The following is a 25,650-nucleotide window of genomic DNA, read 5'->3' as shown; positions in this document are numbered from 1 at the left end:
ACGCCTTGGCGTGGCGGATCTCGCTGCGCTCATCCGCCCTATGCTTGTCCATCCTGCCTTATACCTAACCGCCGGTCCGTCTCAGCGCCCAGGCGACATGTTCGCGCACCAGGGGGCTTGGATGGTTAAGGCGCGACTTCAAAGCCAGGCGCACCTCATCCACCGGCTGGGCGTTTCCCAAGGCCACTGCCAGGTTGCGCAACCAGCGCTCATAGCCGATCCGCCGGATCGCTGAGCCGGCGGTGTATTTGAAAAAGGTCTCTTCGTCCCAGGCGAAGAGCGCGATCAGGGTTGCGGTATCTAGGCTATGGCGGGAAGCAAAGTCCTGCTCGGCGGTATTGAGCGCAAAGCGGTTCCAGGGACAGGCGATCTGACAATCATCGCAGCCGAAGATCCGATTGCCGAGCAAGGGGCGCAGGTCCTCGGGGATCGCCCCCTTGAGCTCAATCGTCAGATAAGACACACAGCGCCTGGCATCGACCTGATAAGGGGCTACAATCGCCCCGGTCGGACAGGCCTGAAGACAACGGCTACAGCGCCCGCAGTGGTCGGGGATGGGCTGGTCAGGGGGGAGGGGGAGATCTGTATAGATCTCGCCGAGAAAGAACCAGGAACCGGCGCGCGGATGGATGAGATTGCTGTGTTTGCCGATCCAGCCAAGCCCCGCCTTGGCCGCCAGCGGCTTTTCCATCACCGGGGCTGAATCCACAAAGACCCGGTAGCCAAAGGGGCCGATCGTCTCGGTGAGGCGTTGAGCCAGTCGTTGCAAACGCTGGCGCAGCACCTTGTGATAATCCCGCCCCAGGGCATAACGCGAGATAAAGGCCGCAGCCGGGTCTGCAAGCTGTTTGCGCATCTGGACCTCGGGTTCTGGCCGATAGTCCATGCGCACGCTGATCACGCTTAGGGTCCCGGGGACCAGCTCGGACGGACGGGTGCGTTTGCTGCCATGACGGGCCATAAAGGCCATCTCGCCGTGATAGCCGCGGGCAAGCCATCCCCACAGATGCGCCTCGGCCTTGGCAAGATCGGTGTCCGCGACCCCGACCTGCTGAAAGCCGAGCCCCCGGCCCCAGTCTTTGATCTGGGCTACAACTGCCTGAGGGTCTATCAGGGTGGGCATCTTGGAGAGCGGCCGAGGTACTGGCCAGGCGTCATTGCCGCCTCACGAGGACCCCTTCTTGCTAAAGGTCGCAGCGGCGCGCCGCAGGCGGTCCTGGACCGCCAACCACGCCGGGTCCAGGGGCGGTTCCTCAACCAGGATCAGATCAACGCCAGCGGCATCCAATGCCCGCAGGCTAGCATATAGCCCACAGGCATACTCAGCCGGGCGGTCAGGCAAGGCCAGGCGCTGGACGCCTGCAGGCCAGCGGCCAGCAGGCTCGCCGCACCCCAGGACCGCCACCCGCCAGCCTTGCGCCACCCATTCAGCGGTCTGCTGGGGGACCTCCTGGGCCAGCAAGAGGACAAGCGGTGTGCGCGGCGCATAGTGGGCGCTTAGGGTGCCGGGGGCGCGCACCCTGCTGCCGTGCATGGCCACAGGCCGACCCAAGACTGTTTCGATCGCCTCGGGGGTGATGACCCCGGGTCTGAGGATCCGCGGGGTGTCATCGAGCAGGCTCAAGATGGTGGACTCTACACCGATCCGACAGGGGCCACCGTCGAGGATCAGATCCAGGGCCTTGCCCAATTCGGCCTTTACATGCTCGGCACAGGTGGGCGACAGACGCCCGAAACGATTGGCCGAGGGGGCGACCAAGGGGCCGGCGGCACGGATGAGCGCCAGGGCAAGCGGATGGGCGGGGACGCGCAGGGCCACGCTTGTCTGGCCGCCAGTGACGGCATCTAGGACATGCGCTGCACGCGGTAGGACCAGGGTCAGGGGTCCAGGCCAGAAGCGTTCAGCGAGCACCCAGGCCGCCTCCGGCACCGCCTGGGCCCAGTCCCTCAACCCCTCGGCGCTCGCCAGATGGACGATCAAGGGATGATCGGCGGGCCGACCCTTGATCGCAAAGACCCGCCTGACTGCCGTTTCCTGTCGGGCATCGGCCCCCAGGCCATAGACCGTCTCGGTGGGAAAGGCAACCACACCGCCCCGGCGTAAAATGGCAGCGGCCTCTTGGATCTGGGCCGGGGTCGTTTCAACACGCGTTGGGATATCCATCTCTGATCGAGCCGTTTGAGTGATTGAAGGTCGCTGTAGGTAAAGGTCCCTGCCTGCCGTCCTCGCAAGGGCCACCTCTCTTCTCTCGTCCCGCAGGATAGTCAGTGGCGCGTCGCCGAAATGACGGCCCCTTGCTCACCCGGGCGCAGTGCCTACTGGATGCAGAGGGCTTGCCGCTGGCGATGATATTCTCCAGTCAGGCCCCTCGGCCTAGCCTTAATCCGCCAGCTGGGCAGCTGCCTTAAGCCCACGCGAAAGGATAGCGCTGACTGCAAAGCTGACGTATGATCCAAACTGGTTCGCTCGGGATCTCTCGTTGTCTGGTCGCCTGTCGCTTGACCGTACTCCATGTCCTCATCAACTCGTCCAGAGCGTGTCTTAAGCGCCCGTGTCAATACCTTCGGCCAGTATTTGCTGAGGCGTTATGGCCAGCGGGTGCATAAACTGGCGCTCAATGCCGGCTTCACCTGTCCCAACCGCGATGGGACCAAGGGCATCGGCGGCTGCACCTTTTGTAACAATGTCTCATTCGGCCCCAATGCACAACGCCCGCCCGAGATCGACCCCCAGCTCGATGCCGGACGTCAGGTGCTCGCCAAGCGTACGGGTGCGCGGCGTTTCATGGCCTATTTCCAGACCTATACCAATACCTATGCCGAGATCGCGGTGCTGCGCGCGCGCTATGAGGCGGCACTGATCCACCCAGATGTCGTGGGGCTTTCGGTCGGCACGCGGCCTGATTGTGTCTCGGAGGCGGTGCTCGATCTGCTGGCCAACTACCGTGCCCGCGGCAAGGAGGTCTGGCTCGAGCTTGGCCTGCAATCGGCAGATGATCAGACGCTGGCCCGGATCAACCGCGGTCATGGCTTTGCCGAATATCGCACGGCGGTGACCGCCGCCCATCGGCGTGGGATTCCGGTCTGTACCCATCTGATCATCGGCCTGCCTGGCGAAGGGCGCGAAGCTGCGCTCAATACGCTCGATCGGGTGCTAGAACTGGGTGTGGAGGGGCTCAAGCTCCACCCCCTGCATGTGGTCAAACATACCCGCCTGGCGATCGATTGGCAGCAGGGTGCCTATCAACCCCTGACGCTGGAGGACTATGTCGGCATCTGCGCCGATCTGATCGAGCGCACGCCGGCCAATGTGCTCTATCATCGTCTGACGGGGACGGCATCGCCCGAGATCCTGCTGGCGCCCGAGTGGTGCAGCCGCAAATGGGCGGTGCTCAATGCCATCGAGGCCGAACTCTTTCGCCGCCATACCCGTCAGGGCGCTCGGTGCGCCGTCCCGCTCAACTACAAACTCATCAATTCTGCCTGATCGCGAGGTGATCCATCCATCATGGAGCTCGTCTGTCCTGCTGGCAACCTGCCAATGCTCAAGGCCGCCGTCGATCATGGCGCCGATGCCGTGTATCTCGGTTTTCGCGACGATACTAATGCGCGCCATTTTGCTGGGCTCAATTTCACCGACCAACAGATCGCCGAAGGGGTCAAATATGCCCATGACCGCCGGGTCAAGGTCTTTGTCGCCATCAATACCTATCCCCAGCCAGGGAACTGGACGCGCTGGCAAGCAGCGGTCGATCGCGCTACAGGTCTGGGCATCGATGCCCTGATCCTGGCCGATATGGGGGTGCTCGACTATGCCGCCGAGCGCCATCCCGGGATCAGTCTGCATCTCTCGGTGCAGGGCTCAGCAACCAGTCCGGCGGCGATCGGCTTCATGCAGCACCATTTCGGGATCAAACGCGTCGTCCTGCCGCGGGTGCTCTCGCTGGCCCAGGTCGCCCAGCTGATCCAAAACATCAGCGTGCCGGTCGAGATCTTTGGGTTTGGCAGCCTATGCGTGATGGTCGAGGGGCGCTGTCTGTTGTCCTCCTATGCCAGCGGCCAATCGCCCAACACCTTCGGCGCCTGTTCGCCGGCGGCCCATGTCGAATGGCGCGATACCCCCCAGGGTCAGGAGACGCGGCTGGGCGGCGTGCTCCTCGAGCGCCGCGCCCCGGGTGAACCCGCAGGCTACCCGACCATCTGCAAAGGCCGCTATTGGGTGGATGGTGAGCTGCGTCATGCCATCGAGGAGCCGACCAGCCTCAATACCCTCGATATCCTGCCTGAGCTCATGGCCGCCGGGGTGAGCGCGATCAAGATCGAGGGCCGCCAGCGCAGCACCCGCTATGTCACCCAGGTCACCCAGGTCTGGCGCGAGGCGATCGATGCCTGTAAACGCAATCCCCAGGCGTTTCAACCGAAAGAGAGCTGGCGCAAGATGCTCGCTCAGGTGTCCGAGGGGACCCAGACCACCATCGGCCCCTATGAGCGCACCTGGCATTGAGACTACCCTCGGTAGTGGGGGAGGGTCGTCGAGTATCAGTCATCTAGGTCATCCATGAGCTATCGGCAGCATGCCGGATGAACAACAGGTTGCACTATGTCGGAGATAGAGCGCCCTCGACTTTCGCTTGGCCCCATCCTCTATCTGTGGCCGCGCGAGCGGGTCTTTGATTTTTATGCCGAGATGATCGAGACGCCGGTCGAGGTGATCTATCTCGGCGAGACGATTTGTTCCAAACGGCGCCAACTCAAACCCGAGGATTATTGGGAGATCGCTGAGCAGATCACCGCCGCGGGTAAAGAGGCGGTGATCTCGACCTTGGCGCTGATCGAATCCGAGGGGGAATTAAAGACACTCAAGCGCATCTGCGCCGATCAACGGTTTTTGATCGAGGCGGGGGATCTGGCGGCGCTCGGGTTTTTAGAAGGCCGACCCTTCGTCGCCGGTCATTCGATCAATCTCTATAACCATCGGACCCTCGACTTTTTAGCCAAGCTCGGGCTCAAACGCTGGGTGATGCCGGTCGAGCTCGGGCGATCTACGGTCGCTGATTTATTGAAATATCGCCCGCCTGGGGTCGAATGCGAGCTCTTTGCCTTTGGCCGCCTGCCGCTTGCCTATTCGGCGCGTTGTTTCACGGCCTACAATCGCGGGCTCGGCAAGGACAATTGCAATTTCTGTTGCGGGGATTATCCAGACGGGCTCCTGGTCACTACCCAAGAGGGCCAGGCCTTTTTGAACCTCAACGGCATCCAGACCCAGTCGGCAACCGTCCATAGCCTATTGCCCGCCTTGACCGAGATCCGCGACCTGGGTGTGGACCTCCTGCGCATCAGCCCGCAGTCTCAGCATACCGCTGATGTCGTCCACGTCTTTGCGGACTGTTTAAACGGCAAGCTAGATCCGCGCGAAGGGACTGTCCGCCTGCGCCAATGGGCACCGCTGGGCCTCTGCGATGGCTATTGGACTGGGCAGGCAGGCTATCGACTGGGGATGTCAATCTAGATGGCCGCTTGCCGGACGCTTTCACGCCCTGCCCCGGGGGCAGGGTCATCTGATCTTCATACACCCGGCTTAAACTCCACCCTCTAGGTTCGGCGGGGGCGATCCAGCAGGCCAGGGAGTCAACGCCGCTGAATCGGCCCCTCCTTGGTCGTTGATGGGTCTGGTCCCCGCGCCTTCCTCAAGCCAGTGGCGATTGGGGCGCGGGCCGCGTCTTGCGTTTAACGCGAAAGGAGCATCCCCATGCCTGCCTAAAGCTGCTCTCAAGAAAGTGCGCAAACAGGCGCGCTGTGCTCTTCCTGCCCCGAATGCGGAGCGCATTTGTCTCTGACAGGCGTGACTTTCCCGACTACGGCAGAGACCCTCTCTGCTGTAGCTCCGCCGTTACCGGACGGACTCGCCACGGGTAGGGCAGTTGCGGTTGCCAGCCGTTTGAGATTGAGCGCGGCATTGATGTCCCGATCATGGCGCGTGCCGCATTGAGGACACGTCCATTCCCGATCCTTCAACGCCAACATCTCATTCTCCCAACCACAGACCGAACACAGGCGGCTGCTCGGATCCCAGCGATCAGCTAAAACCAACCAGACGCCGTAGCATTTCCCCTTGTATTCCATCTGCAAGCAGAACATGCCAAAGCCCAGGTCGCTGATGGCGCGGGCAAGCCGTTCGTTCGCCAGCATGCCCTTGACGTTCAAATCCTCAATCACCACCCCTTGGTTTTCGCGGCAGAGCCGGGTCGTGAGCTTATGTGTGAAGTCCGCTCGGACATTGGCAATGCGTGCGTGCAGCCTTGCCAACATCGCAGAGGATTTCCTTCGATTCTTCAAGATCGGAAGCCTCGTGCCTTTTGCCAGTCCGGCCCTTGGCGCAAACCCAGCCCCGACCTTGGCCGCCTCAACCTTGCAGGAAAGGCGTCTGCCTCGAATCCTGAGACAACGAAGCGCAGAGGAGATTCAACAGACTCGCCATTGGAAAGCCTGGCCGCCGCCTCAACGCCCAGGTCAACACCAGTCGTTTCATGCACCTGCGATAGAACGCAGCATCGACCACTTCAACCTGAATGGCGACGAACCAGCGTCCGCAGTACGCGAAACGGTCGCACCAAGAATCTTGCCATCGAAGCACAACGCCTCGGTCATGGCGACCTCACCGCTCTTGGGCAGGCAAATGGTCTTGTCCGAGACGCGGAACTTGTCGTTAGCAACATAGAAGCTATCGTGGCACCGGCCTTTCTTCTTGAACTGAAGCGCGTGAGCCTTCTTTCCGGCTCGGCCTCATCGCTGAGGGGATTGAGCATGAACTCCAGCGTCAATCCCTGTTGACCTTGGGCTGCCAGGAGGGACAGGGGTTTTTATTCGCCCGCCCCATGCCAATGGAACAACTGGTTCGCTGGTTGGCGACGGTCTGATGCCTCCTTCTGGACTCGCCAGCACCTTCAGCGACCTGCAGCGCCGCGCATGTCGCAAGCTGGGATCCTCATCCCTCCACAGGCCCGGCAGGTCGCTGCCGCAATCAAGGGTCCCCTGTCCCTGTCGTGATCAAAGAACGGCAAGGATCGGCCCCTCAGGCGGGAGGGGGAGGCGCCTTCCGGGATTCTCGTCGGGCGATCAAGGCCCCGATTTGCAGTATCATGACGTGCTGCAAAACACTGATCGATCCCTGAGATCCATGTCACAGCCCGCCGTCCGTATCCGCGAGATCCCTTATAACTACACCTCGTTTTCTGATCGCGAGATCGTCATCCGCTTTCTCGGTGAGCAGGGATGGGAACTCATCGAGCAGCTGCGCAGCTCGCGGCGCACCGGCCGTTCAGCGCGGATGCTGTTTGAGGTCTTGGGTGACATGTGGGTGGTGACCCGAAACCCCTATCTGCAAAACGACCTGCTTGAGGATCCCAGGCGCAGGCGGCTGTTGCTCGAGGCCCTCGATCACCGGCTCGATCAGTTCGAGCTTCGGCTCAATGACAACCGACAGGCAGCGCAGTTGTTGGCGGCGGCGCGCGCCGCAGTTGAGCAGTTTGCGGCCTGGTTCGCTGAGGCCCTCGCCAAGCGCAAACGCCTGCGCCGGGCCCTTGCCAGGGTGACTCGGCCTGACAACATCGACTTCGGGGGTCTGGCGCGCGCAGCGCATGCGACCGATGCCACCGACTGGCGCGTCGAGCTTCCCTTTGTCGTCATCTCGCCGGATCATGAGTCCGAGGTCCTGCCGATTGTGCGCGCCTGTATCGATTGCGGTCTGACCATCATCCCGCGCGGCGGGGGCACAGGCTATACAGGGTCAGCGGTCCCCCTGTATCCTGACACGGCAATCATCAATACCGAAAAGCTCGACCGCCTCTCTGGGATCGAATGGGTTGAACTGCCCGGTGTGAACAGCAAGGTGCCAACGGTGCACTGCGAGGCCGGGGTGGTGACGCGCCGCGTCGCCGAACTGGCCGAGGCCAATGGCCTGGTCTTCGCCGTCGATCCCACCTCTCAGGATGCCTCCTGTATCGGCGGCAATATCGCCATGAATGCCGGCGGCAAGAAGGCGGTGCTTTGGGGGACGGCGCTCGATAACCTGGTCTCTTGGCGGATGGTCACCCCGCAGGCCGATTGGCTGGTGGTCGAGCGGCTGGATCATCATCTTGGGCGCATCCATGACCAGCCCCTAGTGCGCTTTTGTCTCACGCGTCTTGCACCAGATGGGCTCACCCCCAAGGGCGAGCCGGAGATCCTGGAGATCCCAGGCTCGGCCTTCCGTAAACCAGGACTGGGCAAGGATGTCACGGACAAGGCCCTGGGTGGGCTTCCCGGCGCGCAAAAGGAGGGGTGCGATGGGATCATCACCTCAGCGCGCTTTATCTTGCACCGCATGCCTGAACATATGCGGACGGTCTGCCTAGAGTTTTTCGGCAATGATCTCGATCGCGCAGTGCCAGCCATCGTCGAGATCAAGACGTTGATCGATGCCTGGCCGGGCGTCCAGACCGCTGGCCTTGAACATCTGGATGAGCGCTATGTGCGCGCCGTCGGCTATGCCACCAAGTCGGCGCGCCATGAATTGCCCAAGATGGTGCTCTTGGCCGACCTGGTGAGTGATGATGAATCCGCCGTCCAGACCGCCGCTGAACGGGTAGTCGAGCTGATCCAGAGGCGCGACGGCGAGGGGTTTATCGCCGTAAGCCCAGAGGCGCGCAGGCGCTTTTGGCAGGATCGGGCGCGTACCGCCGCCGTCGCCCGGCATACCAATGCCTTTAAGATCAACGAGGACGTGGTCATCCCGCTGGCGCAGCTTGCTGACTATAGCCGTGGGATCGAGCGGATCAATATCGAGCAGTCGATCAAGAATAAGGATGCCATCCTCGCCGCTCTTCTGTCGTATCTCCGGGGTGGTCTTCCTGAGGGGGAGGACCAGCAGGAGGTGGATTCAGCAGAGGCGCAGGCGATCTTTAAGGCCAAGCGCGACGCCGCTTGTGAGCTGGTGGAACGCGTACGGGCGCGCTGGCAGGCGGTGTTGGCGCATCTGGATGAACCCGCAGGGCGACACCTCGATCTGCTCGATGACCAGGCGCGCGCGCGTCTGCGCCCCGAAGACACCTTGCTGAGCCTGATGCTGCGGCGCGATCTGCGCCAGTCGCTGCGCGCCGAGGTCGCAGGACCGCTCAACGAGATCTTTGCCGGTCAGGAATGGGCGGGGGTGCGCTCCGAGTTTCAGGCAATCCACAAACGGCTGCGCGATTCCAGGCTCTTCGTCGCCCTGCACATGCACGCCGGCGACGGCAATGTGCACACCAATATCCCCGTGCACTCGGCCGACTATGCCATGCTGCACGAGGCCGAGCGCATCGTCGAGCGGATTATGCAGTTGGCAACCGAGCTAGGGGGGGTGATCTCGGGCGAGCATGGGATCGGGCTGACCAAGCTCGCCTTTTGGGAACAAGACAAGGTCGATGCCTTCATCGCCTACAAACAGCGCATCGATCCCCGAGGGTATTTCAATCGCGGCAAGCTGCTGCCGGGCGCTGACCTGCGCCTGGCCTATACACCCTCGTTGCGCCTGGTCGAGCAGGAGGCACTGATCCTCGAGGAGACGGCGCTGGGGGCACTCAATGATGCAGTCAAGCACTGCCTGCGCTGCGGCAAGTGCAAGCCCGTCTGCATGACCCATGTCCCGCGCGCCAATCTGCTCTATTCGCCGCGCAATAAAATCCTGGGGGCCGGTCTCATCATCGAGGCCTTTTTGTACGAAGAGCAGACCCGACGGGGGCTATCAGCCCGTCATTTCGCCGCCTTAAATGATCTTGCCGACCATTGCACCATCTGTCACAAGTGTCAGCACCCCTGTCCGGTCAGGATCGACTTTGGGGATGTCACCGTGCAGATGCGGTCGATCCTGATCGATCGGCGCCGCCGCTGGTCCAGTCCAGGTGTCTGGGCGGCGATGCAATTGCTCAATCGCACCGATCCCCGCGCCATCCGCCTATTGCGTAAATGGGTCGCCGAATGGGGGCTTGCCGTGCTCAACCAGATCGGTCCACTGACAAGGCGGCTGCCGGCGGTGCGCGATCGTCTCGCTCTGCCGCCGGCGACGACCGGACGCCCGACCCTTGTCAGACAGACCCTTGATCTCTTGAATCGGCCGGTGCGGGTCGCTGTCCCCAAGCGCGTGTTTCGCGAGATCCTCGGGATCGAGGATCGTACCTGGGTGCCCATCCTGCGCAATCCCCGCGCTGCTGAGGAGGGGGAGGCGGTGTTTTATTTTACTGGCTGCGGCTCTGAACGCCTGTATTCGGACATCGGCTTGGCGACCCTGGCGTTGCTTTGGGAACAAGGGGTACAGGCGGTGCTGCCGCCGGGCTATCTCTGCTGCGGCTATCCCCAGCGGGCGCTGGGTCTCGAGGATCAGGGGCGGCGGATCACCATGGAAAATCGCGTCCTGTTCCATCGCGTCGCCAATACCCTCAATTATCTCGACATCCGCACGGTCCTGGTCTCCTGCGGGACCTGTATGGATCAGTTGTTGGAGTATGGGTTCGAGCGCATCTTCCCCGGCTGCCGGCTGCTCGACATCCACGAATGGCTGATGGAACGGGGGGTGCGGTTAGAGGGGGTGAGCGAGGCGCATTATCTCTATCATGACCCCTGCCACAGCCCGATGAAGACCTATGCGCCCCTCAAGGTTGCTACCACCCTGCTCGGTCAGCCGGTCAGTCCTTCAGACCGCTGCTGCGGCGAGGCCGGGACCCTAGGGGTGGCGCGCCCTGATATCGCCAACCAGGTGCGCTTTCGCAAACGCGAAGAGCTTGCAGCCAACATCCGCGCCTTGACGGGCAAGGATCGGGCTGAGGATGGGGCGGTCAAACTCCTCACTGCCTGCCCTGCATGTCTGCAAGGGCTGGCGCGTTATCAAGACGAGACCGGACTTCAGGCGAACTATCTGGTAATCGAGCTCGCCGAGCGGCGCTTAGGGACAAGCTGGCGCCGGCAGATCCTAGAACACGCACGCGCCGGTGGGATCGAGCAGGTATTGCTTTAAGGGAGGGATTGGCGCGCCCGACAGGACTTGAACCTGTGACCACAGCCTTCGGAGGGCTGTACTCTATCCAACTGAGCTACGGGCGCTTAGATCGAGGAAATCTCAGCCGTTGGCTGAGTTTGAAGATAAATTATGACGCTTGGTGCAGCGCGCGTCAAAGGCCGAAAAGGGTTCGATGACCAGGCCGTGGCGTAGATGCGCGGTTCTCTCTGAAGCAAGCAGTAGGCGGCTCAAGCAAGGTCTGTAGATCCCCCGGGTGAGGACTGCCTTTAAGGGTTCCAAAGCCTCGAGACGGCGATGATCAGGCCGGTGCTGGTCGCGATGAAACCGACCACCCACATGAAGTGTTGGTCGTGGCGTTGCGTTCGCGCAGCTCGATCTCATAGACCGCCGGCGGGTGCCCGAGCGATTGCTCAGCGAGCCATTCGCCGAGATGCGCCTTGATGTAGTCGATGTCTTCTTGGGCGAGTGCCATTTCTGGGGAGCGGCAGCTCAACGCAAGGGCGTGCTTGTCATTGCCTGTATCGCCAAAGCCTAGCAAGCCATGAGTCCGCCCGCCAAAGGCAGGCCCTCAGAACAGGGCCAGTTGTTCCCCCCGCCCTGGTACCCGAAAGTGGCTGATATCGAGCGGTGGGAACTCGGCGAATCCCAGGCGGCGATAGACGCGCTGGAAACGCTGTTCTAACAGCTCGGCATAGGGCCCAGAACCGCTGAGGCGTTGGCCAAAGCGGGCATCATAGAGCCTGCCGCTGTGACAGTCGCGCAATCGGTTCAAGACCCGCCTGCCTTTCTCCGGATAATGCGCCTCAAGCCAATCTGTAAAGAGCTCTCCGAGCTCATGCGGCAGGCGCAATAGGCTATAACGGGCATCGTAGGCGCCGGCTGTACGCGCCGCTGCCAGCAGGTCTTCAAGCTCGGCATCGTTCAAGAAGGGGATGATTGGCGCCACCATCGCCCGCACCGGCACGCCCGCAGCGGCAAGCCGGCGGATGGTCTCCAGGCGCCGCTGGGGGGCAGAGGCGCGGGGTTCCATGCGCCGCGCCAGTTCGCGATCGAGGGTGGTCAGGGAGATACCGACATGAACCAGATGCTGTTCCGCAAGGCGGACGAGTAGATCCAGATCGCGCTCAATCAATGCCGATTTGGTATTGACACAGATCGGATGCCCAAACTCAGCCGCTACCTCAAGGATTGAACGGGTGAGACGAAATTGGCGCTCACCGGGTTGCCAGGCGTCGGTGTTGGCCCCTAAGGCGATCGGGGCCGGGCGATAGTTCGGGTGCGCAAGTTCGGCGCGCAGCAGGCGCGCGGCATCTGGTTTGTAAAACAACCGCGTCTCGAAATCGAGCCCAGGCGAGAGATCCAACCAGGCATGCGACGGCCGCGCATAGCAATAGATACAGCCGTGTTCGCAGCCGCGATAGGGATTGACCGAGCGATCGAAGGGGATGTCGGGCGAGTCGTTATAGGCGATGAGGGTGCGGCTGGCGTCCGCCTGCCACCGGGTGGGGAGCGGCGCGACTTCTGCCTCTGAGTCCCAGCCGTCATCGACAACCTCGCGCTGCCAGGCCGCATAGCGGTTGTCTGGGTTAGAGCGCGCGGCCCGACCGCGCGGTGGTGCAGGTAGCCTTTTCATCGGCGCTCCATCAAAGTGCGCCCTGGGCACCCTACTAGGTTATTGATCCGAAACCAATGAACTTATATTACGCGGCATCATGGAGCTTGGGATGCTGGAAGTAGCGCATGATGCGTTGGGGGGAATTGAGAAGGCGGCGCAGGTGGCTGACGGTCGCCTTCTTCAGATCGTCCTTGGCGCGGGAGGGCGCCTGCGCGGTGATGGTGGCCTTGAGCATCTCGTTGGGGTTCAGTGCCGGGCTGTAGGGGGGGAGGGAGGAGGCCTCGATTTGATTGGCGCATGCAGCCAGCCAGGCTTTGACCGGCTTGGTGTGATGCACGCGCAGGTTGTCGAGGATGAGGAAGATCTTCTTGCCCCTGGCGTCCTTGACGAGCCGCTTCATGAAGTCGATCAGGATGTCGGCATTCATCGCCCCCGCGAACGCCTTCCGACGCACCTTTCCGCGGTTGGTCAGCGTCGAGATCACCGACAGGCCTTCGCGACGGTGCGTGACGCGAATCTCGGACGTCTTGATCGCCGGCGCATAAGAGCGCCCGCGCACCTCGTCCGAGCGCAGCCCCGTTTCATCGCCCCAGTGGATTTCGGCGCCCTCGGCCTTGGCAACGCTAGGGTGCGCAATGCGCACTTTTTAGCCTGCAGCCAACATCGCCTTGAGCGTGCTCAGATGCGCCCGGCCCCTGGCCTTGGGGTCCGGGGTCTCGGCCGCCGGTTTGCCCTCCCACAGCAGTTCGCTTAGCGGCAGTTCGCCCAAAAAACGGCTGGGTTCGGTCTCGATCACCTCCCCCGCACGCCTGCGCCTCTGGGCGAATGTCAAGGTCAGGGTCTTGCGGGCGCGGGTGATGCCGACATAGGCCAGTCGCCGCTCCTCCTCGATTGAATCCTCCTCGATGCTCGTACGATGGGGCAATAGCCCCTCTTCCATCCCCACCAAAAAGACATGGGCAAACTCAAGCCCCTTGGCGGCATGGATGGTGAGCAGATGCACCCGATCCTCAGCCTCGGCCTCATCGAGCCGATCGAGGACATCCAAGAGCTTGAGATGATCAACCAGGTCCAATAATCCCCGTTGGCTGAACTCTTCACGCCACAGACGCTCAAGCCAGACCAGAAGCTCGATGACATTTTGATACCGGCGCTCGCTGGATGCAGCGCTTGCCGCCTGTTCGCTCAGCCAGGCGCGATAACCGATCGTTTGGATGAGCGCGCGTAAGGACTCGACTGGATCGTCCGCTGTGGTGTGTTCGGCGAGCAGCTGGGCAAATGACTGAAGCTGGGCACATTGACGAGGGGTTAGCTAGGCGGCGACCCAGGGGTCTCGGCAGGCGGCAAGTAATCCAAACCCCTGGGCGCGACTCAGTTCAGCAAGCCGCGCCAGCGTCTGCGGTCCGATCTCGCGCCGCGGGACATTGACGACCCGCAGAAAGGCGGCATCGTCCCGAGGATTGGCCAATAGGCGCAGATACGCCAGGATGTCTTTGATCTCGGTGCGCGCAAAGAAGGAGGTCCCGCCGCTCAAGACATAGAGCAGGCGGTGGGCGCGCAGGGTTTGCTCAAAGGGCCTGGCCTGGTGGTTGCCGCGAAAGAGGATCGCGATCTCGCCCAGCTTGCAGCGCTCGGCGAAGCGAAGGTGCAGGATCTCAGAGACCACCCGCTCGGCCTCGTCGGTCTCATCCCGACAGGGGATGACCCGCGACGGCTGCCCCGCGCCATGGGCGCTCCACAGGCGCTTTACAAAGAGATGGGGATTATGGGCAATCAAGGCATTGGCCAGACCCAGGATTCGCCCTGTCGAGCGATAGTTCTGCTCCAGCATGATCACCGTAAGCTGGGGGTAGTCATTCTTGAGACGCCCCAGGTTCTCGGGGCGCGCCCCGCGCCAGGCATAGATCGACTGATCATCGTCGCCGACGGCGGTGAAGGCACCGCGCTCACCGGCCAACTGGCGCAGAAGCTGATATTGAGCGCTATTGGTGTCCTGATACTCATCGATCAAGAGATAGCGGATCCGCTCGCGCCATTCGGCGAGGAGCTCTGGGTGTTCCTGGAACAAACGGGTCGGCAACAGGATCAGGTCGTCGAAATCGACCGCGTTATAGGCCCGCAGGCGCCGCTCATAGTCGGCATAGCAGGCGGCAAGCCGCCGCCCAAAGTCATCCTCGGCCAGACATTCAGCCTGGTGGGGGTCGATCAGGTCGTTCTTCCACAGCGAGATCTGGTGTTTGATCGCCTCAGGGCTCGTGCCGTTGGGCAGGGACCCCTCGTGCAAGACCTCTTTCAGCAGGGTCTCGGCATCCTCGGCATCGAGCAGGGAAAATCCAGGGTACAGAGCGGCGAGCTCAGGCGAACGGCGCAGGATCTCAAGCCCCAGGCGGTGGAAGGTCGAGATCGCCAGCCCCGAGGACTGGGCAGAGCGCAGCCGCTGTCCCACGCGCTCGCGCATCTCGCGCGCTGCCTTGTTGGTAAAGGTCAGGGCGCGGATATGGCGCGGCGCGATCCCCGCCTGTTCGATCAGGCAGGCGATCTTTTCGGCGATCACCCGCGTCTTGCCAGAACCCGCCCCCGCTACAACCAGCAAGGGGCCATCGAGATAGCGCACAGCGGCCTGTTGTTGGGGATTGAGTTCAGACATCCTGCGTGGTGATTCAAATGGGGTTGCACGGGAGGCGCACATTGTAGCGCCTGGCTTGGGGGCGCAGCAGGGGGCAAAACCTAGCCCTTGCCCCGGGATATGGCCCGTTTGCCGGATGTTCAAAGACAAAACCGCCTTCAAAAACTGGGCCTTGCTTATAACCACCGATTGCGCTTGGGCAATCCGCCCTCTATTTCCATTTGAAGGGGGCAGGCCATTTGGGGGTGGCAGAGGTGAAGGAGCATCAGGGTAGCTAACCCTTAGCCCGTAGAATGGGCACAGAGTGCCCAGGCGCAACCAGTTACCTGTGTCAACCTTGCGGTTGCCTACTCTACCTACTCTACCGGGCTTACCGGTGGTCGGTCTCTACCGGGCTTACCGGTGGTCGGTGCGCTGGCCTTCGCTCTATGGTGATAGCGACAGTTCAGCTCCTTGAGGCAACGCCCAACGCGCGGGATTACCTAGGGGATCTATAGGCAGGGTCTCATCCTCCAGTACAATAATGATCAGGGTGTTCAGCCATTGCGGGTGATTCCGTGCCCTTTTTTAAACATCTTCCCACTTGGTTCTTCGTCGCTACCTTTACCCTCGCTCATGCCCAAGAAGGGGGAGGGAAGGGTAGTTTTTTACAGGCACCAGAGCTTGTGCCGGCACCGATTACGGAGGAGGCGGTCGAGCCGGAGATCACCATCAAGGAATCCGGACGCACGACTATCTATGAATACCGGGTGCGCGGGGTGCTCTATATGGTCAAGGTCCAGCCTCAGTTCGGCCCGTCGTATTATCTCTATGACATCAATGGGGACGGGATGATCGATGCGCAGGAACGCGCGGCCACCAATATCACAATCCCTCAATGGATTTTGTTTCAATGGGAGTGAGGGCAGTGGGCAGATTTATACCGCTTGGCGAAGGATGGCGCGAAAGGTCCTTAGGAGAACCTGGACGGGATGAATGGAGGCGCTGGGCGCCCTACGGTGCTATAGGCATTAGGCGCCTAATGCCGGCGCGCAAGTACTGGTGAGTAGGGGCAGGGTTGCGCTGGGCAGGTTGCAAGGCCGATTCTCCTGAAACATGACGCCGATCCCGCTCCCGTCCTGGTGAACCACGATCGCCGGGATATGCCAGCGCCGTTCTATATCCCGTACCTCCAGTACCACCAAGGTCCCCGCCGGTAGGGTCAAATGATCGACCTCGAGATACATCCCTTGCTCGGATAGACGGCGCCCCTTGGCTCTGCGGAAATGGCGGTTGCCGTATTGGATATGGACATCGATGGCAGGCGCAGGATGCGGATCTTGGGCGTAATGACTGGTCATGGCTGTATACCGAAATCATAGCCTTTGAAGCTATGTTAGGCGGGGATCTTGACGATTGCGTGCAGCCGACATGACCAAACGGTGAATAACGCTGCCGGTAGGTGCGGCGCGCGTCTGTTTAGCGCCAAAAACCGCCGAAATACCAACGCGGCGGTTGGGTCCTCAGCGGGATCGTCCTGATGAAGCGTCCTAGATCCTGGAACTCAGGCGGTTGTGGGGTACTGCTTAGCTCCCTCAGGCGCGCGACCCGTTGCTCGGTTGGCGGATGGGTGCGCAACCAGGAAGGTTCGGGATTGGCCCAACCTGGGAAGATCCAGCCCAGCCAAGGGCGCTGAACACGCTCGATCTTGACGAGGGCTGCGGCCAGACCCAGGGGATCGCCGGTTAGTTGGGCAGCAGCGCGATCGGCGTCGAACTCACGTACCCGCGATAATCCCAATTGCGCCAGCAGGGCGAGCTGGGGGGCGATCGCCAAGAGTAGCAGGCCCCAAAGATTGATCTGCGATTGTCCTGTCAGCAATAACGGCAGGCTCAAAAGGACGGCAAGCTGACCTGCCGCGGCCAGCCAGCTCGTGAGACGGCTGATGGTATCTGCCAGCCCCATGACCCGCAGGTCATCATGGGCGATATGGGCCACCTCATGGGCCAAGACCCCGGCCAGCTCGCGCGGCGTCAGGGTGCGCAAAAGCCCATCGGTGAGGGCGATCGCTGCGGCGCCTTTGGCGCCGGTGGCGAAGGCGTTGACCATGCGGCTGGGTACATAGTAGGGCCGGGGTGTGGCGGGTAACCCGGCGCGGCGTGCGAGCCGATCGAGCCATGACCAAAGCTCAGGGGCCTCGGTGGGATGGATGGGGCGGGCGCGGTACAGGCGCAGGGTCAGGCCCGTACCCATCGCCGGCTCGGCGGCCAGGGCAGCGATGGCCGCGCCCAGCGCGATCCATACACCTAGCTCACCTAGCAGCAGTCCCCCCGCCAAGGCCGAAAGGCCCATTAAAAAGCCGATCAAGAGCGCGCTTTGTAGTCGATTCAACAGACGATGGATATACCAGGGGTGATGCATGGCGATGGGATCGCGGCGGGTGTCTGATGCCCTTATGATATGGGCAAAGAGGTTTAAGCGCTCAAGACGCGGGGCGCTGACCGCGTGACTGGGTTTTGCCCCCTTGGGCGGGTGTCTCGTCCTGGATCTCGCATGCTAAGGAAACTCTGATAAATGGTTCTGGTCCGTTTGTAGGAGAAGATATTTTTATTGATAAGAAACACATGCTTTTGAAATTGAGTGAGCTGTCCTGATGTCGTGGGCATGGAAAGACGAGACATGAGATTGCTGTCGTTTGCGGCGCGCGAAGGGGCCCAAGGGCTCAAGGAAAGGTGGGTGAGAAGCGGGCGCTGTTGGCGGAGCAGGACGCCCAGATACGCAAGCTCATGTGCGACGGGACACCGGATGAGCTGAAGCTGCCGTTTGCGCTGTGGCAGTTGATCCTCGACCGTTTTGGCATCGAGCTCAGGCCGCAGGGGGAAGGCAAGTACATGGTGCGCTGGGGATTGACGCCCCAGAAACCGATTCGGCGCGCCTATGAGCAAAGCCCGCCGGCGGGCAAGACGTGGCTTGAGGAGATCTACCCGGACATTGCCCGGCGCGCCAAGGCCGAGGGCGCCGAAATCCACTGGGGCGATGAAACGGGGCTGCGCTCGGACGAGGTGCGCGGGCGCTCTTATGCGCCGGCGATCAAGACGTCCGAGATTCGCGTCACGCACCGTCGCGAAGGCCTGTCGGTGATCTCGACGCTGACCAACCGCGGCAAGGTGCGTCGGAAGGCGTTCGCGGGGGCGATGAATGCCGACATCCTGATCGACTTCATGAAGCGGCTCGTCAAGGACGCCAGGGGCAAGAAGATCTTCCTCATCCTCGACAACCTGCGCGTGCATCACACCAAGCCGGTCAAGGCGTGGCTGGCTGCATGCGCCAATCAAATCGAGGCCTCCTCCCTCCCCCCCTACAGCCCAGCACTGAACCCCAACGAGATGCTCAAGGCCACCATCACCGCGCAGGCGCCCTCCCGCGCCAAGGACGATCTGAAGAAGGCGACCGTCAGCCACCTGCGCCGCCTTCTCAATTCCCCCCAACGCATCATGCGCTACTTCCAGCATCCCAAGCTCCATGATGCCACGTAATATAAGTTCATTGGTTTCGGATCAATAATGCCGCGCTCAACCTCAAACGGCTGGCAACCGCAACTGCCCTACCCGGGGCGAGTCCGTCCGGTAACGGCGGCGCTACAGCAGAGAGGGTCTCTGCCGTAGTCGGGAAAGTCACGCCTGTCAGAGACGAATGCGCTCCGCATTCGGGGCAGGAAGAGCACAGTGCGCCTGTTTGCGCACTTTCTTGAGAGCAGCACGCGACATGCAAGGCCGTCCCCTGATCCAGACCGCCATCCCTAAGCGCCGCTATCGGATCGGCGGCTATGTGGCAACCCTGCTTGGTGAGATCGAGAGCAAAGATGGGCGCAGATATCGTTATCTCTTGGCCTTTGTGCCCGAGGGGGCATCTGAGCCCGTGCTCTATGTCTGCTCTGAGTCTTCCCCATCCGCCGAGCGCGCAACTGGTGCCTATCGGCTTTCGCTCATCAGTGAATCGCTCAATGAGTTCCTCGATTGCAACGATCGCTGGGGCGAGATCGAACCCTTTGCCGAGCAGGGGCTTCGGCTCGGTTGCCAGGTGCTCGGGCTTCCCGAGGGCGCGATCAGCCGCTTGCTGTAGGCTCAGGTACCCCCGGGGAGCGCCTGGCGTTCGCAGTCCTCAAGCAAGCGATGAAAGCTCGCCAGGCGCAGGGGAGAGATCCGGCCCGCAGCGACCGCCTGGCGGATGGCGCAACCCGGCTCCTCGAGATGCCGGCAGTTGTTAAACCGACATAGCCCCGCATGGTCGCGAAACTCGCGGAATCCCCACTCCACGGCCTGGCGGTCGATGTGTCCGAGCCGAAAGCGCCGTACCCCGGGCGAGTCGATGATCCATCCCCCCTGCGGTAGGCGATAACAGGTCGCCGCTGATGTAGTATGCCGACCTAGGCCTGTGGCCTCGGAGAGACGCCCGATCTGGATCTCTCGGTCGGGGAGCAAGGCCTTCACCAGCGAGGATTTGCCAACCCCGGATTGACCGACCAGCACGCTGGTCTGGTCGATAAGCTCCTGGATCAGGGGCGCAAGCGACGCGGGATGACGGGCGCTCACCCAAAAGATCCGATAGCCGATCGCTGCATAGTGTGCGAACTGGCCCTGAAATTCGGCATGCTCGCTAGGCTCGGCCAAGAGGTCCATCTTGTTGGCGACCAGGATGGGCACAATCCCGCTGCATTCAGCGGCGAGCAGATATTGATCGATCAGGAGGACGCTCGGCTCAGGTTCGGGGGCGATCAAGATCAGCAAACGGCTCAGATTGGCCACCAAGGGCCTCTCTCGGCCCTCGGCATCCAGGCGGTTGAAGACCGTGGTGCGCGGAAGTAGGGCAATCACCACCCCCTGGCCATCGGGTAGGCGCTGCCAGATGACCCGATCGCCGCAGACGATCTCGCCTAGGTTTTGGCGTGCCAAACAGCGGGCCAGGCGGCCTTGGGCATCCTCGACCAAGAGGTTCAGTCCGTGTTGGACCAACACTACGCCCTCTTCGGGGAGGGTCTCGGCCTCGCATTCGGCCAGGGCCTGCTCACAGCGCGCCGCAAGATGCGCCCGCCTGCGCTCTTGGATGGCCTTGATGCGTTCGATCTGGCGTTGCGAGAGCCGTCTGCGGGTCATCAAGGGAGGGTGACGGGTGGCAGTGCCTGCCAACCTGCGGCGCGATGCTCGGCGATCACCGTGGTATAGATCCCACCGCGGACATTGAAGGCAGCGGTCAGGCGCATGAAGCGCGGCTCGGTCGCTGCCGCTAGGTCGCTTAAGATCCGATTGGTGACCGCCTCATGGAAGGCCCCTTCGTTGCGATAGGACCAGATATAGTTCTTCAGCGATTTAAGTTCTACGCAACGCTGATCAGGCACATATTCGAGTAAAAGCTCGGCAAAATCCGGCTGACCGGTCTTGGGACACAGACAAGTGAACTCGGGGATACGGATGCGGATCGTATAGTCGCGGTTCGGGTCTGGGTTAGGGAAGGTCTCGAGCGTCTTGCTCGGGGTACTAGGCATGATTGCGGTTCTCTTCGATTCAAACGGTTCAGATGCTTGGGATTATAGGGGATGGTGCAACCAGGCGGCCATTGAACGACCAGGGATCGGGGCTGGATAATCCAAGGCCTCTGGTCTGCCTTCTTAAGGCGGCAAGCATGCAACAAAAAACTATTTAAGGGGGACAGTCGATCCTATGGAGACAGCGAGCGCAATAGCCCGTTTCAACATGGTCCATCAGCAATTGCGCCCCTGGGGGGTGCTCGATGAGCGGGTCTTAGAGGTCATGGGGGCGCTCGAGCGCGAGCAGTTTGTGCCAGATGCCTATCGCGCCTTGGCCTATGCCGATATCGAGATCCCTTTGCCCAATGGGGATCGGATGCTTGCGCCCAAGCTAGTGGGGCACCTCTTGCAGGCGCTTGCCATCCAGTCCGGCGAGCGGGCTTTGGAGATCGGGACCGGTTCAGGCTATATGGCGGCCTGTCTGCGCAGGCTCGGTGCGCGGGTGGTCAGCATGGAGATCGATCCCGCGCAGGCCGCTGAGGCGAGGGCGCGCCTTGAGGCACTTGGCTTAACGGGGATCGATGTCCGGGAGGGCGACGGTCTTGTCGGATCGATCTTTGGCGGGCCATTCGATACGATCGCTGTCAATGGCTCGGTGCCCGATGAGTCGGCGCTCTCCAATCTCAAGAGACAGTTAAAAGAGGACGGGCGGCTGGTATGTATCCTCGGCCAGGGACCAGCGATGTCCTGCATGCGTTTGACCCGCGTCAATGAACGGGACTATCGACGTGAGTCGCTCTTCGAAACCTGGGCGCCACCGCTCATCCAGCCGGTCCGCGCAAAGGAAAAGGCATTCGTCTTTTGATCCAGTGGGGCTGCTAAGGAAGGTCTGAGGCCCCCCGAGGACCTTTCGTCCGCGAGCAGGGGGCGTGCGCCCGGCTTGGGCGCACTTACCCTGTCGCAGCCTGTATCAGATGCCTTCTCGCCATCCACAGAGGGGCCACCATCAGGGGCCTGGTGATCTGCGCCGCGTTCTTCTTCAAGCCCCGGCAGCAGCACTGGGCGTAGCGAAGGATACGCTTGACCACCGAAAGTGGGGCCAAATCATCCTCGAAACGACTGCCCAAGTTTAGGGTATCGAAGCCGCCTTTTTCTATTTTGTCGAGGTAGGCAGCAGTCCAAACAACATCGTTGATAGATAAAACACGCGTGCCATTTGGTCTCACAAATCTCGGTCTCAAATCTGAAGTGCAACACTTACCAGGAGGTAATATGTTGCGATGGGAAAGAAATACGAACACCTCAGTATCGAGGAAAGAGCGATGATTCAGCTGGGGCTTGAGCAGGGCTGCACACTGCGGGCAATTGCCCGCAGTGTGCAGCGCTCGCCGAGCACGATCTCGCGGGAGTTGGCGCGCAACGGCTGGATGCGCCCGAGCGCACGACCGAGAAAGCGCGGGCGCCCGCCTGTGGCAGGCGGCTATCGGGCCGTCGCCGCCCACGAGCGGGCGCGCCAGCTGGCAGCCACGCCTCGCTGTCCGCCGCGTCTGGCCATGGACGGGCCGCTGTGGCCCATCGTCATCGATCTGCTGCGTCAGCGCGACTCGCCAGAGCAGATTGCCGGCATACTGGCCCGTATGTACCCTGACAACCCAAGACTTCAGGTCAGCTACGAGACGATCTATACGGCGATCTACGCGATGCCGCATGGCGAGCTGCGCACTAAGCTGATCGCTTGCCTGCGCCAGTCCCGCAAGACACAGCGCCCACGTGCGCGCGGCACGGATCGGCGCGGCACCATTCCGAATATGACGAGCATCCACGACCGGCCCAGCAAAATCGAGGATCGTCTGCTTGCCGGCCACTGGGAGAGCGATCTCATCAAAGGTGTCCGCAACGCTTCCGCCATCGGCACGCTGGTCGAGCGCACCACCTTGTTCGTCACCCTCGCCAAGATGGAAAATGCTTCCGCCGAGGCCGCCGTCGCCGGATTCAGCACCGTGCTCAACCGCATCGATGCCCACGCCGCCTGTCCCTGACGTATGACCAGGGCCGCAGGATGGCGCAGCATGAACGCTTGACCGAACTGACTGGCGTGACCGTCTATTTTGCTGGCCCCCATAACCCCTGGCAGCGCGGCATCAACGAGAACACCAAAGGCTTGCTGCGTAAGTTTCCCCAAGGGCAGCGATCTGTCCCGATTCACCCAGGAGGAACTGGATGCCATCGCCTGGCAACTCAAGACCCGCCCGCGCAAAATCCTCGGCTGGAAGTGCCCCGCCAAATTCTTCATGCCCAATGACTTGAGCTTCGAACGCCACTATCATCAACATCGTTGCACTTCGATCTTGAAACCGCCAGGGTGAAACACCGGTCGTTGCCGCTTGGGGGCTCAGAATTAAGGGGGTGTTCCGCAAAAATAGGGCGCAATCCAAGAGGTTTTTGCTCCCTGATCGGATCGCGCCCACAAGAGGATGATGCCTTAGCCCGCAATCTCTGCCTTGGCGCTTTGGCTCTCGCCCTTGTTATCAGTCCAGCTGATCTCGATGGGATCACCCGCAGCGCCACCCTTGAACTTGAAAGAGAGATAGGGGTTCTGTGAGACACCGCCGCTTAAGGCAGCCTTCAAAACGATCCGGTCTTTGTGTTTACAGATCACCTCCTGGATAAAATGGGCTGGGATGAGTTCACCGGTTTTGTTGTCCTTGCGCATGCCGCTCTCCATGGGATGGGTCATCAGACATTTGACCACGGTCTCATCGCCCTCGATCTTGGCGCGGATCTTGATCTCGGACATCGTCCGGCTCCTCCGTTTAATTTGTTAAAGACAGTTGAAATGTTAGCCGCCGCAACCGCCGATGGTAACCTTAACGGTGCGCGCGTTTTGATAGAACTTGTCACCCGACTGAACGACGGCGATGAGATCTGCCGTCTCGGCCATCTTGATACGGGTCGAGACGAAGGGTGTCACGCTCGGGTCGACGAACTCAAAGGATGCAACCAATGGATTGGGGTTCTTGGCCGCGACCAAGGTGATCGAGCGTACATCTGGAAGGTCGGTCTCGACCGTGATTGGGACCACGGCGCCGTTCTCGGCAATATCCGGGGCCTTGATCTGGATGCGCTCACTGGTCTCGGCGCTCTCCATGCCCAAGAGCCCCTTCAAGGCGCTTGTGATGTCCTTTGAATGGAAGGCATCGGCGTTCCAGCCGGCCAGGGCGAGGCGGGAGGCCAGCCATGCGCTGCAGCCGGTCAATGCCCCCAGGATCAGGGTGCGGCGTTTGCGGTCGATCATCATCGTTCTCCTCGCTTGTTGCGTTTGGCGTCGCGTTCTTCTTCTTTCCAAGTCTCGAGGCGCGCCTGGATGCGGGCGGCCTCATGATAGGGTAGATCGCGTTGACGTAAAGCGATCTCGAGCTGGCGGATGGCGAGCTCGCACTCGCCCTCGGCATAAAGCCGCTCGGCGCGAAATCGATGGGTTGCCCCCAGGTTGCCAGCGCGGATCGCCGCCTGCTCCAGCCTATCGTACAACACCGGATTGCTGGGACGCAGCCGGGCGACGGCCAAGAGTTCATCGATCGCCTGCGCCGCCCGTCCCGCCTTAAGGAGCGCTTCGGCATAGGCCAGGCGCAGCGGCCAGCGCTCGGGGTCCAGCGCAACCGCATCCTTGAGGCTGCGGACCGCCTGCTCGGTCTGACCTTGTTCGAGGTCGAGCCGTGCATTCAGGATCACGAACTCAGCAAGGCCACCTTGTCCCTGACGCGCCTGCTCGAGGGCTTGGCGTGCGACCTCAATCCTGCCGGCGCGCAAGAGGGCTAGAGCTAGTCCATAGTGCTCGGCGCGTGCCTCGCGATAGCGCCCTGATTGCAGGGTGGCATTGAAGTGTTCGATCGCCTGCTCTGGGCGTTTATAGGAGCGTTCGCGCAGGGCGGCACGGGTTAGGTGAAAGCGTAGGCTGTCTAGGCGCTGGCGCACGCCAAAGGTATCAGCGCGCACGAGCGCCTCGGCGATCCGGTTGGCATTGACCGGATGGGTGCGTAATAGCTCAGGCGTACTGGTCTCGGTCACGCGGCTTGCCTTAGATAGATGCTCGAAGAAACCGGCCATCGCGTATGGGTCGAAGCCGGCTTGGGCAAGCATGGTAATCCCGATGCGGTCGGCCTCGTGTTCATGTTCGCGGGTGAAATTGATCTGGCGCTGGAGGAGGGCGGCCTGGGCGCCTGCGATCGCCGCAGCCCCAGCATCGCCTGAGACCTGGGCTCCTAGGATGGCCCCAGCGATGAGAAGCGCGGCGGTGGGCAAGAGCAGCCTGTTTTGTTCCTCCAATGAACGCAGCAGATGGCGCTGGCTGATATGGGCGATCTCATGGGCGATCACGGCGGCCAGCTCGCTTTCGGTCTTGGCAGCCAGGATCAGACCTGTATAGACCCCGATGTGTCCGCCGGGGCCGGCAAGCGCATTGACCACCGACTGATCGATGATGAAGAACCGAAACCCACTGGGATCTTGATGCGCCGCCGTTAGGAGCTGAGCGCCCAGTCCCTCCAGATAATCCAGGGCCAGCGGGTCATCGAGCAAGGGCAGGGTCTCACGCACCTTGCGCATAAAGGACTGGCCAAGCCTTTGCTCGGCGCCTGGCGTCATGACTGTCTCGGCAGAGCTGCCCATCTCGGGGAGGCGGTCATCCTGGGTCTGCGCCTGGGGGAGGGAGATCGCACCCAGGCTCAGGGCCACTAAAGCAAAGCGTAGGTTGAAATGGATGGGCTTGATCCTGATCATAAAGACTCTCTATCGATTCGATCCTCTTGGACAAAGGGAGACGCATCGCAATCACCAGGCGGCCCAAGGCGATGGAACATCCGACTTGACTTGTCCAC

Annotated in this window: 22 protein-coding genes, 1 tRNA gene and 2 pseudogenes; 9 read left to right on the top strand and 16 right to left on the bottom strand. The window is 61.6% G+C overall.

The genetic code is table 11. The annotated features are described in order from the left end of the window. Positions 1–64: 64 nt before the first annotated feature. Together queG and GWK36_RS09195 are read right to left on the bottom strand one after the other, a co-directional pair. Positions 65–1,123, bottom strand: coding sequence for a tRNA epoxyqueuosine(34) reductase QueG (queG, locus tag GWK36_RS09200; protein WP_166270892.1), 1,059 nt, complete (start codon positions 1,121–1,123; stop codon positions 65–67). Positions 1,124–1,165: 42 nt separating this feature from the next. Beyond that, on the bottom strand, positions 1,166–2,164 hold the full coding sequence (locus GWK36_RS09195; protein WP_166270891.1) for an L-threonylcarbamoyladenylate synthase: 999 nt from the start codon (positions 2,162–2,164) through the stop codon (positions 1,166–1,168). A 348-nt stretch (positions 2,165–2,512) separates the two neighbouring features. On the opposite strand from GWK36_RS09195, the gene mnmL reads away from it, so the two are divergent. From mnmL to ubiV, 3 genes are all read left to right on the top strand, one after another. Next, on the top strand, positions 2,513–3,487 hold the full coding sequence (gene mnmL / locus GWK36_RS09190) for a tRNA modification radical SAM protein MnmL/YtqA (protein ID WP_166270890.1): 975 nt from the start codon (positions 2,513–2,515) through the stop codon (positions 3,485–3,487). Positions 3,488–3,508: 21 nt separating this feature from the next. Then, entirely contained in the window at positions 3,509–4,504 is a 996-nt protein-coding gene (ubiU, locus tag GWK36_RS09185) for a ubiquinone anaerobic biosynthesis protein UbiU (protein WP_166270889.1), read from the top strand. A gap of 96 nt (positions 4,505–4,600) precedes the next feature. Continuing rightward, the gene (gene ubiV, locus GWK36_RS09180; protein ID WP_166270888.1) at positions 4,601–5,509 is read left to right on the top strand and encodes a ubiquinone anaerobic biosynthesis protein UbiV; all 909 of its coding nucleotides are present in this window, start codon (positions 4,601–4,603) and stop codon (positions 5,507–5,509) included. Positions 5,510–5,769: 260 nt separating this feature from the next. Here ubiV and GWK36_RS15015 read toward each other — a convergent pair whose 3' ends face one another. Next, on the bottom strand, positions 5,770–6,435 hold the full coding sequence (locus GWK36_RS15015; protein WP_246237807.1) for an RNA-guided endonuclease InsQ/TnpB family protein: 666 nt from the start codon (positions 6,433–6,435) through the stop codon (positions 5,770–5,772). Positions 6,436–7,177: 742 nt separating this feature from the next. Here GWK36_RS15015 and GWK36_RS09165 point away from each other — a divergent pair. Next, entirely contained in the window at positions 7,178–11,026 is a 3,849-nt protein-coding gene (locus tag GWK36_RS09165; RefSeq protein ID WP_166270887.1) for a DUF3683 domain-containing protein, read from the top strand. 9 nt (positions 11,027–11,035) lie between these two features. Here the strand turns inward: GWK36_RS09165 and GWK36_RS09160 are convergent. From GWK36_RS09160 to GWK36_RS09140, 6 genes and pseudogenes are all read right to left on the bottom strand, one after another. Further along, positions 11,036–11,112: transfer RNA gene (locus GWK36_RS09160), tRNA-Arg, on the bottom strand. A 215-nt stretch (positions 11,113–11,327) separates the two neighbouring features. Beyond that, positions 11,328–11,501: a hypothetical protein gene (locus GWK36_RS09155; RefSeq protein WP_246237505.1), complete on the bottom strand. Its 174-nt coding sequence runs from the start codon at positions 11,499–11,501 to the stop codon at positions 11,328–11,330. A gap of 96 nt (positions 11,502–11,597) precedes the next feature. After that, on the bottom strand, positions 11,598–12,662 hold the full coding sequence (locus GWK36_RS09150) for a PA0069 family radical SAM protein (RefSeq protein WP_166270886.1): 1,065 nt from the start codon (positions 12,660–12,662) through the stop codon (positions 11,598–11,600). A 67-nt stretch (positions 12,663–12,729) separates the two neighbouring features. Further along, positions 12,730–13,263, bottom strand: a pseudogene (locus GWK36_RS09145) (IS630 family transposase); the annotation flags it as partial. Positions 13,264–13,290: 27 nt separating this feature from the next. Next, the gene (locus GWK36_RS15875) at positions 13,291–13,779 is read right to left on the bottom strand and encodes a 3'-5' exonuclease (RefSeq protein ID WP_484478975.1); all 489 of its coding nucleotides are present in this window, start codon (positions 13,777–13,779) and stop codon (positions 13,291–13,293) included. A gap of 177 nt (positions 13,780–13,956) precedes the next feature. Continuing rightward, complete coding sequence (locus GWK36_RS09140) at positions 13,957–15,291, bottom strand: UvrD-helicase domain-containing protein (protein ID WP_343033117.1); 1,335 nt, start codon at positions 15,289–15,291, stop codon at positions 13,957–13,959. 536 nt (positions 15,292–15,827) lie between these two features. Between GWK36_RS09140 and GWK36_RS09135 the strand changes: the two genes are divergently transcribed. Beyond that, the gene (locus GWK36_RS09135) at positions 15,828–16,172 is read left to right on the top strand and encodes a DUF2782 domain-containing protein (RefSeq protein WP_166270884.1); all 345 of its coding nucleotides are present in this window, start codon (positions 15,828–15,830) and stop codon (positions 16,170–16,172) included. Between the two features lie 108 nt (positions 16,173–16,280). Here GWK36_RS09135 and GWK36_RS09130 read toward each other — a convergent pair whose 3' ends face one another. Further along, a complete protein-coding gene (locus GWK36_RS09130) occupies positions 16,281–16,610 on the bottom strand; it encodes a PilZ domain-containing protein (protein WP_210756744.1) in 330 nt (109 codons plus the stop codon). 118 nt (positions 16,611–16,728) lie between these two features. Then, positions 16,729–17,670, bottom strand: coding sequence for a zinc metalloprotease HtpX (locus GWK36_RS09125; RefSeq protein WP_166270883.1), 942 nt, complete (start codon positions 17,668–17,670; stop codon positions 16,729–16,731). A gap of 311 nt (positions 17,671–17,981) precedes the next feature. Between GWK36_RS09125 and GWK36_RS09120 the strand changes: the two genes are divergently transcribed. After that, positions 17,982–18,785, top strand: a complete 804-nt coding sequence (locus GWK36_RS09120) for an IS630 family transposase (protein WP_166270882.1) — start codon at positions 17,982–17,984, stop codon at positions 18,783–18,785. Positions 18,786–19,014: 229 nt separating this feature from the next. Further along, the gene (locus tag GWK36_RS09115) at positions 19,015–19,371 is read left to right on the top strand and encodes a hypothetical protein (RefSeq protein ID WP_166270881.1); all 357 of its coding nucleotides are present in this window, start codon (positions 19,015–19,017) and stop codon (positions 19,369–19,371) included. Between the two features lie 2 nt (positions 19,372–19,373). On the opposite strand, the gene rsgA is transcribed toward GWK36_RS09115, so the two are convergent. Both rsgA and queF read right to left on the bottom strand, forming a co-directional pair. Then, positions 19,374–20,402, bottom strand: coding sequence for a ribosome small subunit-dependent GTPase A (rsgA, locus tag GWK36_RS09110; RefSeq protein ID WP_166270880.1), 1,029 nt, complete (start codon positions 20,400–20,402; stop codon positions 19,374–19,376). Beyond that, positions 20,402–20,791 (bottom strand): preQ(1) synthase, encoded by a 390-nt coding sequence (gene queF, locus GWK36_RS09105; protein ID WP_166270879.1) that lies wholly within the window; start codon positions 20,789–20,791, stop codon positions 20,402–20,404. The genes rsgA and queF overlap by 1 nt, the downstream gene beginning before the upstream one ends. Positions 20,792–20,966: 175 nt before the next feature. On the opposite strand from queF, the gene GWK36_RS09100 reads away from it, so the two are divergent. Beyond that, positions 20,967–21,638, top strand: coding sequence for a protein-L-isoaspartate O-methyltransferase family protein (locus GWK36_RS09100; RefSeq protein WP_166270878.1), 672 nt, complete (start codon positions 20,967–20,969; stop codon positions 21,636–21,638). A gap of 415 nt (positions 21,639–22,053) precedes the next feature. Beyond that, positions 22,054–23,139: pseudogene (locus GWK36_RS09095) on the top strand (IS30 family transposase). Positions 23,140–23,255: 116 nt separating this feature from the next. Here the strand turns inward: GWK36_RS09095 and soxZ are convergent. From soxZ to GWK36_RS09080, 3 genes are read right to left on the bottom strand one after another with little or no spacing between them, the layout of a single operon-like run. Beyond that, complete coding sequence (soxZ, locus tag GWK36_RS09090; RefSeq protein WP_166270877.1) at positions 23,256–23,570, bottom strand: thiosulfate oxidation carrier complex protein SoxZ; 315 nt, start codon at positions 23,568–23,570, stop codon at positions 23,256–23,258. A 42-nt stretch (positions 23,571–23,612) separates the two neighbouring features. Beyond that, positions 23,613–24,071 (bottom strand): thiosulfate oxidation carrier protein SoxY, encoded by a 459-nt coding sequence (gene soxY, locus GWK36_RS09085; protein WP_343033116.1) that lies wholly within the window; start codon positions 24,069–24,071, stop codon positions 23,613–23,615. After that, positions 24,068–25,552 carry a M48 family metalloprotease gene (locus GWK36_RS09080; protein ID WP_166270876.1) on the bottom strand — a complete coding sequence of 495 codons (1,485 nt, stop codon included), beginning with the start codon at positions 25,550–25,552 and terminating at the stop codon, positions 24,068–24,070. Before GWK36_RS09080 ends, soxY begins: the two co-directional genes overlap by 4 nt. Between the last annotated feature and the right edge of the window lie 98 nt (positions 25,553–25,650).

Origin of the sequence: Caldichromatium japonicum, assembly GCF_011290485.1 — a bacterium.
GTDB lineage: Bacteria > Pseudomonadota > Gammaproteobacteria > Chromatiales > Chromatiaceae > Thermochromatium > Thermochromatium japonicum.
This window is presented reverse-complemented; position numbering and strand designations above follow the sequence as displayed.

What these genes read in the sequence shown, in the direction of transcription:
- queG (WP_166270892.1), bottom strand. Translation starts at nt 1,123, where the DNA reads ATGCCCACCCTGATAGACCCTCAGGCAGTTGTAGCCCAGATCAAAGAC.
- GWK36_RS09195 (WP_166270891.1), bottom strand. Translation starts at nt 2,164, where the DNA reads ATGGATATCCCAACGCGTGTTGAAACGACCCCGGCCCAGATCCAAGAG.
- mnmL (WP_166270890.1), top strand. Translation starts at nt 2,513, where the DNA reads ATGTCCTCATCAACTCGTCCAGAGCGTGTCTTAAGCGCCCGTGTCAAT.
- ubiU (WP_166270889.1), top strand. Translation starts at nt 3,509, where the DNA reads ATGGAGCTCGTCTGTCCTGCTGGCAACCTGCCAATGCTCAAGGCCGCC.
- ubiV (WP_166270888.1), top strand. Translation starts at nt 4,601, where the DNA reads ATGTCGGAGATAGAGCGCCCTCGACTTTCGCTTGGCCCCATCCTCTAT.
- GWK36_RS09165 (WP_166270887.1), top strand. Translation starts at nt 7,178, where the DNA reads ATGTCACAGCCCGCCGTCCGTATCCGCGAGATCCCTTATAACTACACC.
- GWK36_RS09155 (WP_246237505.1), bottom strand. Translation starts at nt 11,501, where the DNA reads ATGGCACTCGCCCAAGAAGACATCGACTACATCAAGGCGCATCTCGGC.
- GWK36_RS09150 (WP_166270886.1), bottom strand. Translation starts at nt 12,662, where the DNA reads ATGAAAAGGCTACCTGCACCACCGCGCGGTCGGGCCGCGCGCTCTAAC.
- GWK36_RS09140 (WP_343033117.1), bottom strand. Translation starts at nt 15,291, where the DNA reads ATGTCTGAACTCAATCCCCAACAACAGGCCGCTGTGCGCTATCTCGAT.
- GWK36_RS09130 (WP_210756744.1), bottom strand. Translation starts at nt 16,610, where the DNA reads ATGACCAGTCATTACGCCCAAGATCCGCATCCTGCGCCTGCCATCGAT.
- GWK36_RS09125 (WP_166270883.1), bottom strand. Translation starts at nt 17,670, where the DNA reads ATGCATCACCCCTGGTATATCCATCGTCTGTTGAATCGACTACAAAGC.
- GWK36_RS09115 (WP_166270881.1), top strand. Translation starts at nt 19,015, where the DNA reads ATGCAAGGCCGTCCCCTGATCCAGACCGCCATCCCTAAGCGCCGCTAT.
- rsgA (WP_166270880.1), bottom strand. Translation starts at nt 20,402, where the DNA reads ATGACCCGCAGACGGCTCTCGCAACGCCAGATCGAACGCATCAAGGCC.
- queF (WP_166270879.1), bottom strand. Translation starts at nt 20,791, where the DNA reads ATGCCTAGTACCCCGAGCAAGACGCTCGAGACCTTCCCTAACCCAGAC.
- GWK36_RS09100 (WP_166270878.1), top strand. Translation starts at nt 20,967, where the DNA reads ATGGAGACAGCGAGCGCAATAGCCCGTTTCAACATGGTCCATCAGCAA.
- soxZ (WP_166270877.1), bottom strand. Translation starts at nt 23,570, where the DNA reads ATGTCCGAGATCAAGATCCGCGCCAAGATCGAGGGCGATGAGACCGTG.
- soxY (WP_343033116.1), bottom strand. Translation starts at nt 24,071, where the DNA reads ATGATGATCGACCGCAAACGCCGCACCCTGATCCTGGGGGCATTGACC.
- GWK36_RS09080 (WP_166270876.1), bottom strand. Translation starts at nt 25,552, where the DNA reads ATGATCAGGATCAAGCCCATCCATTTCAACCTACGCTTTGCTTTAGTG.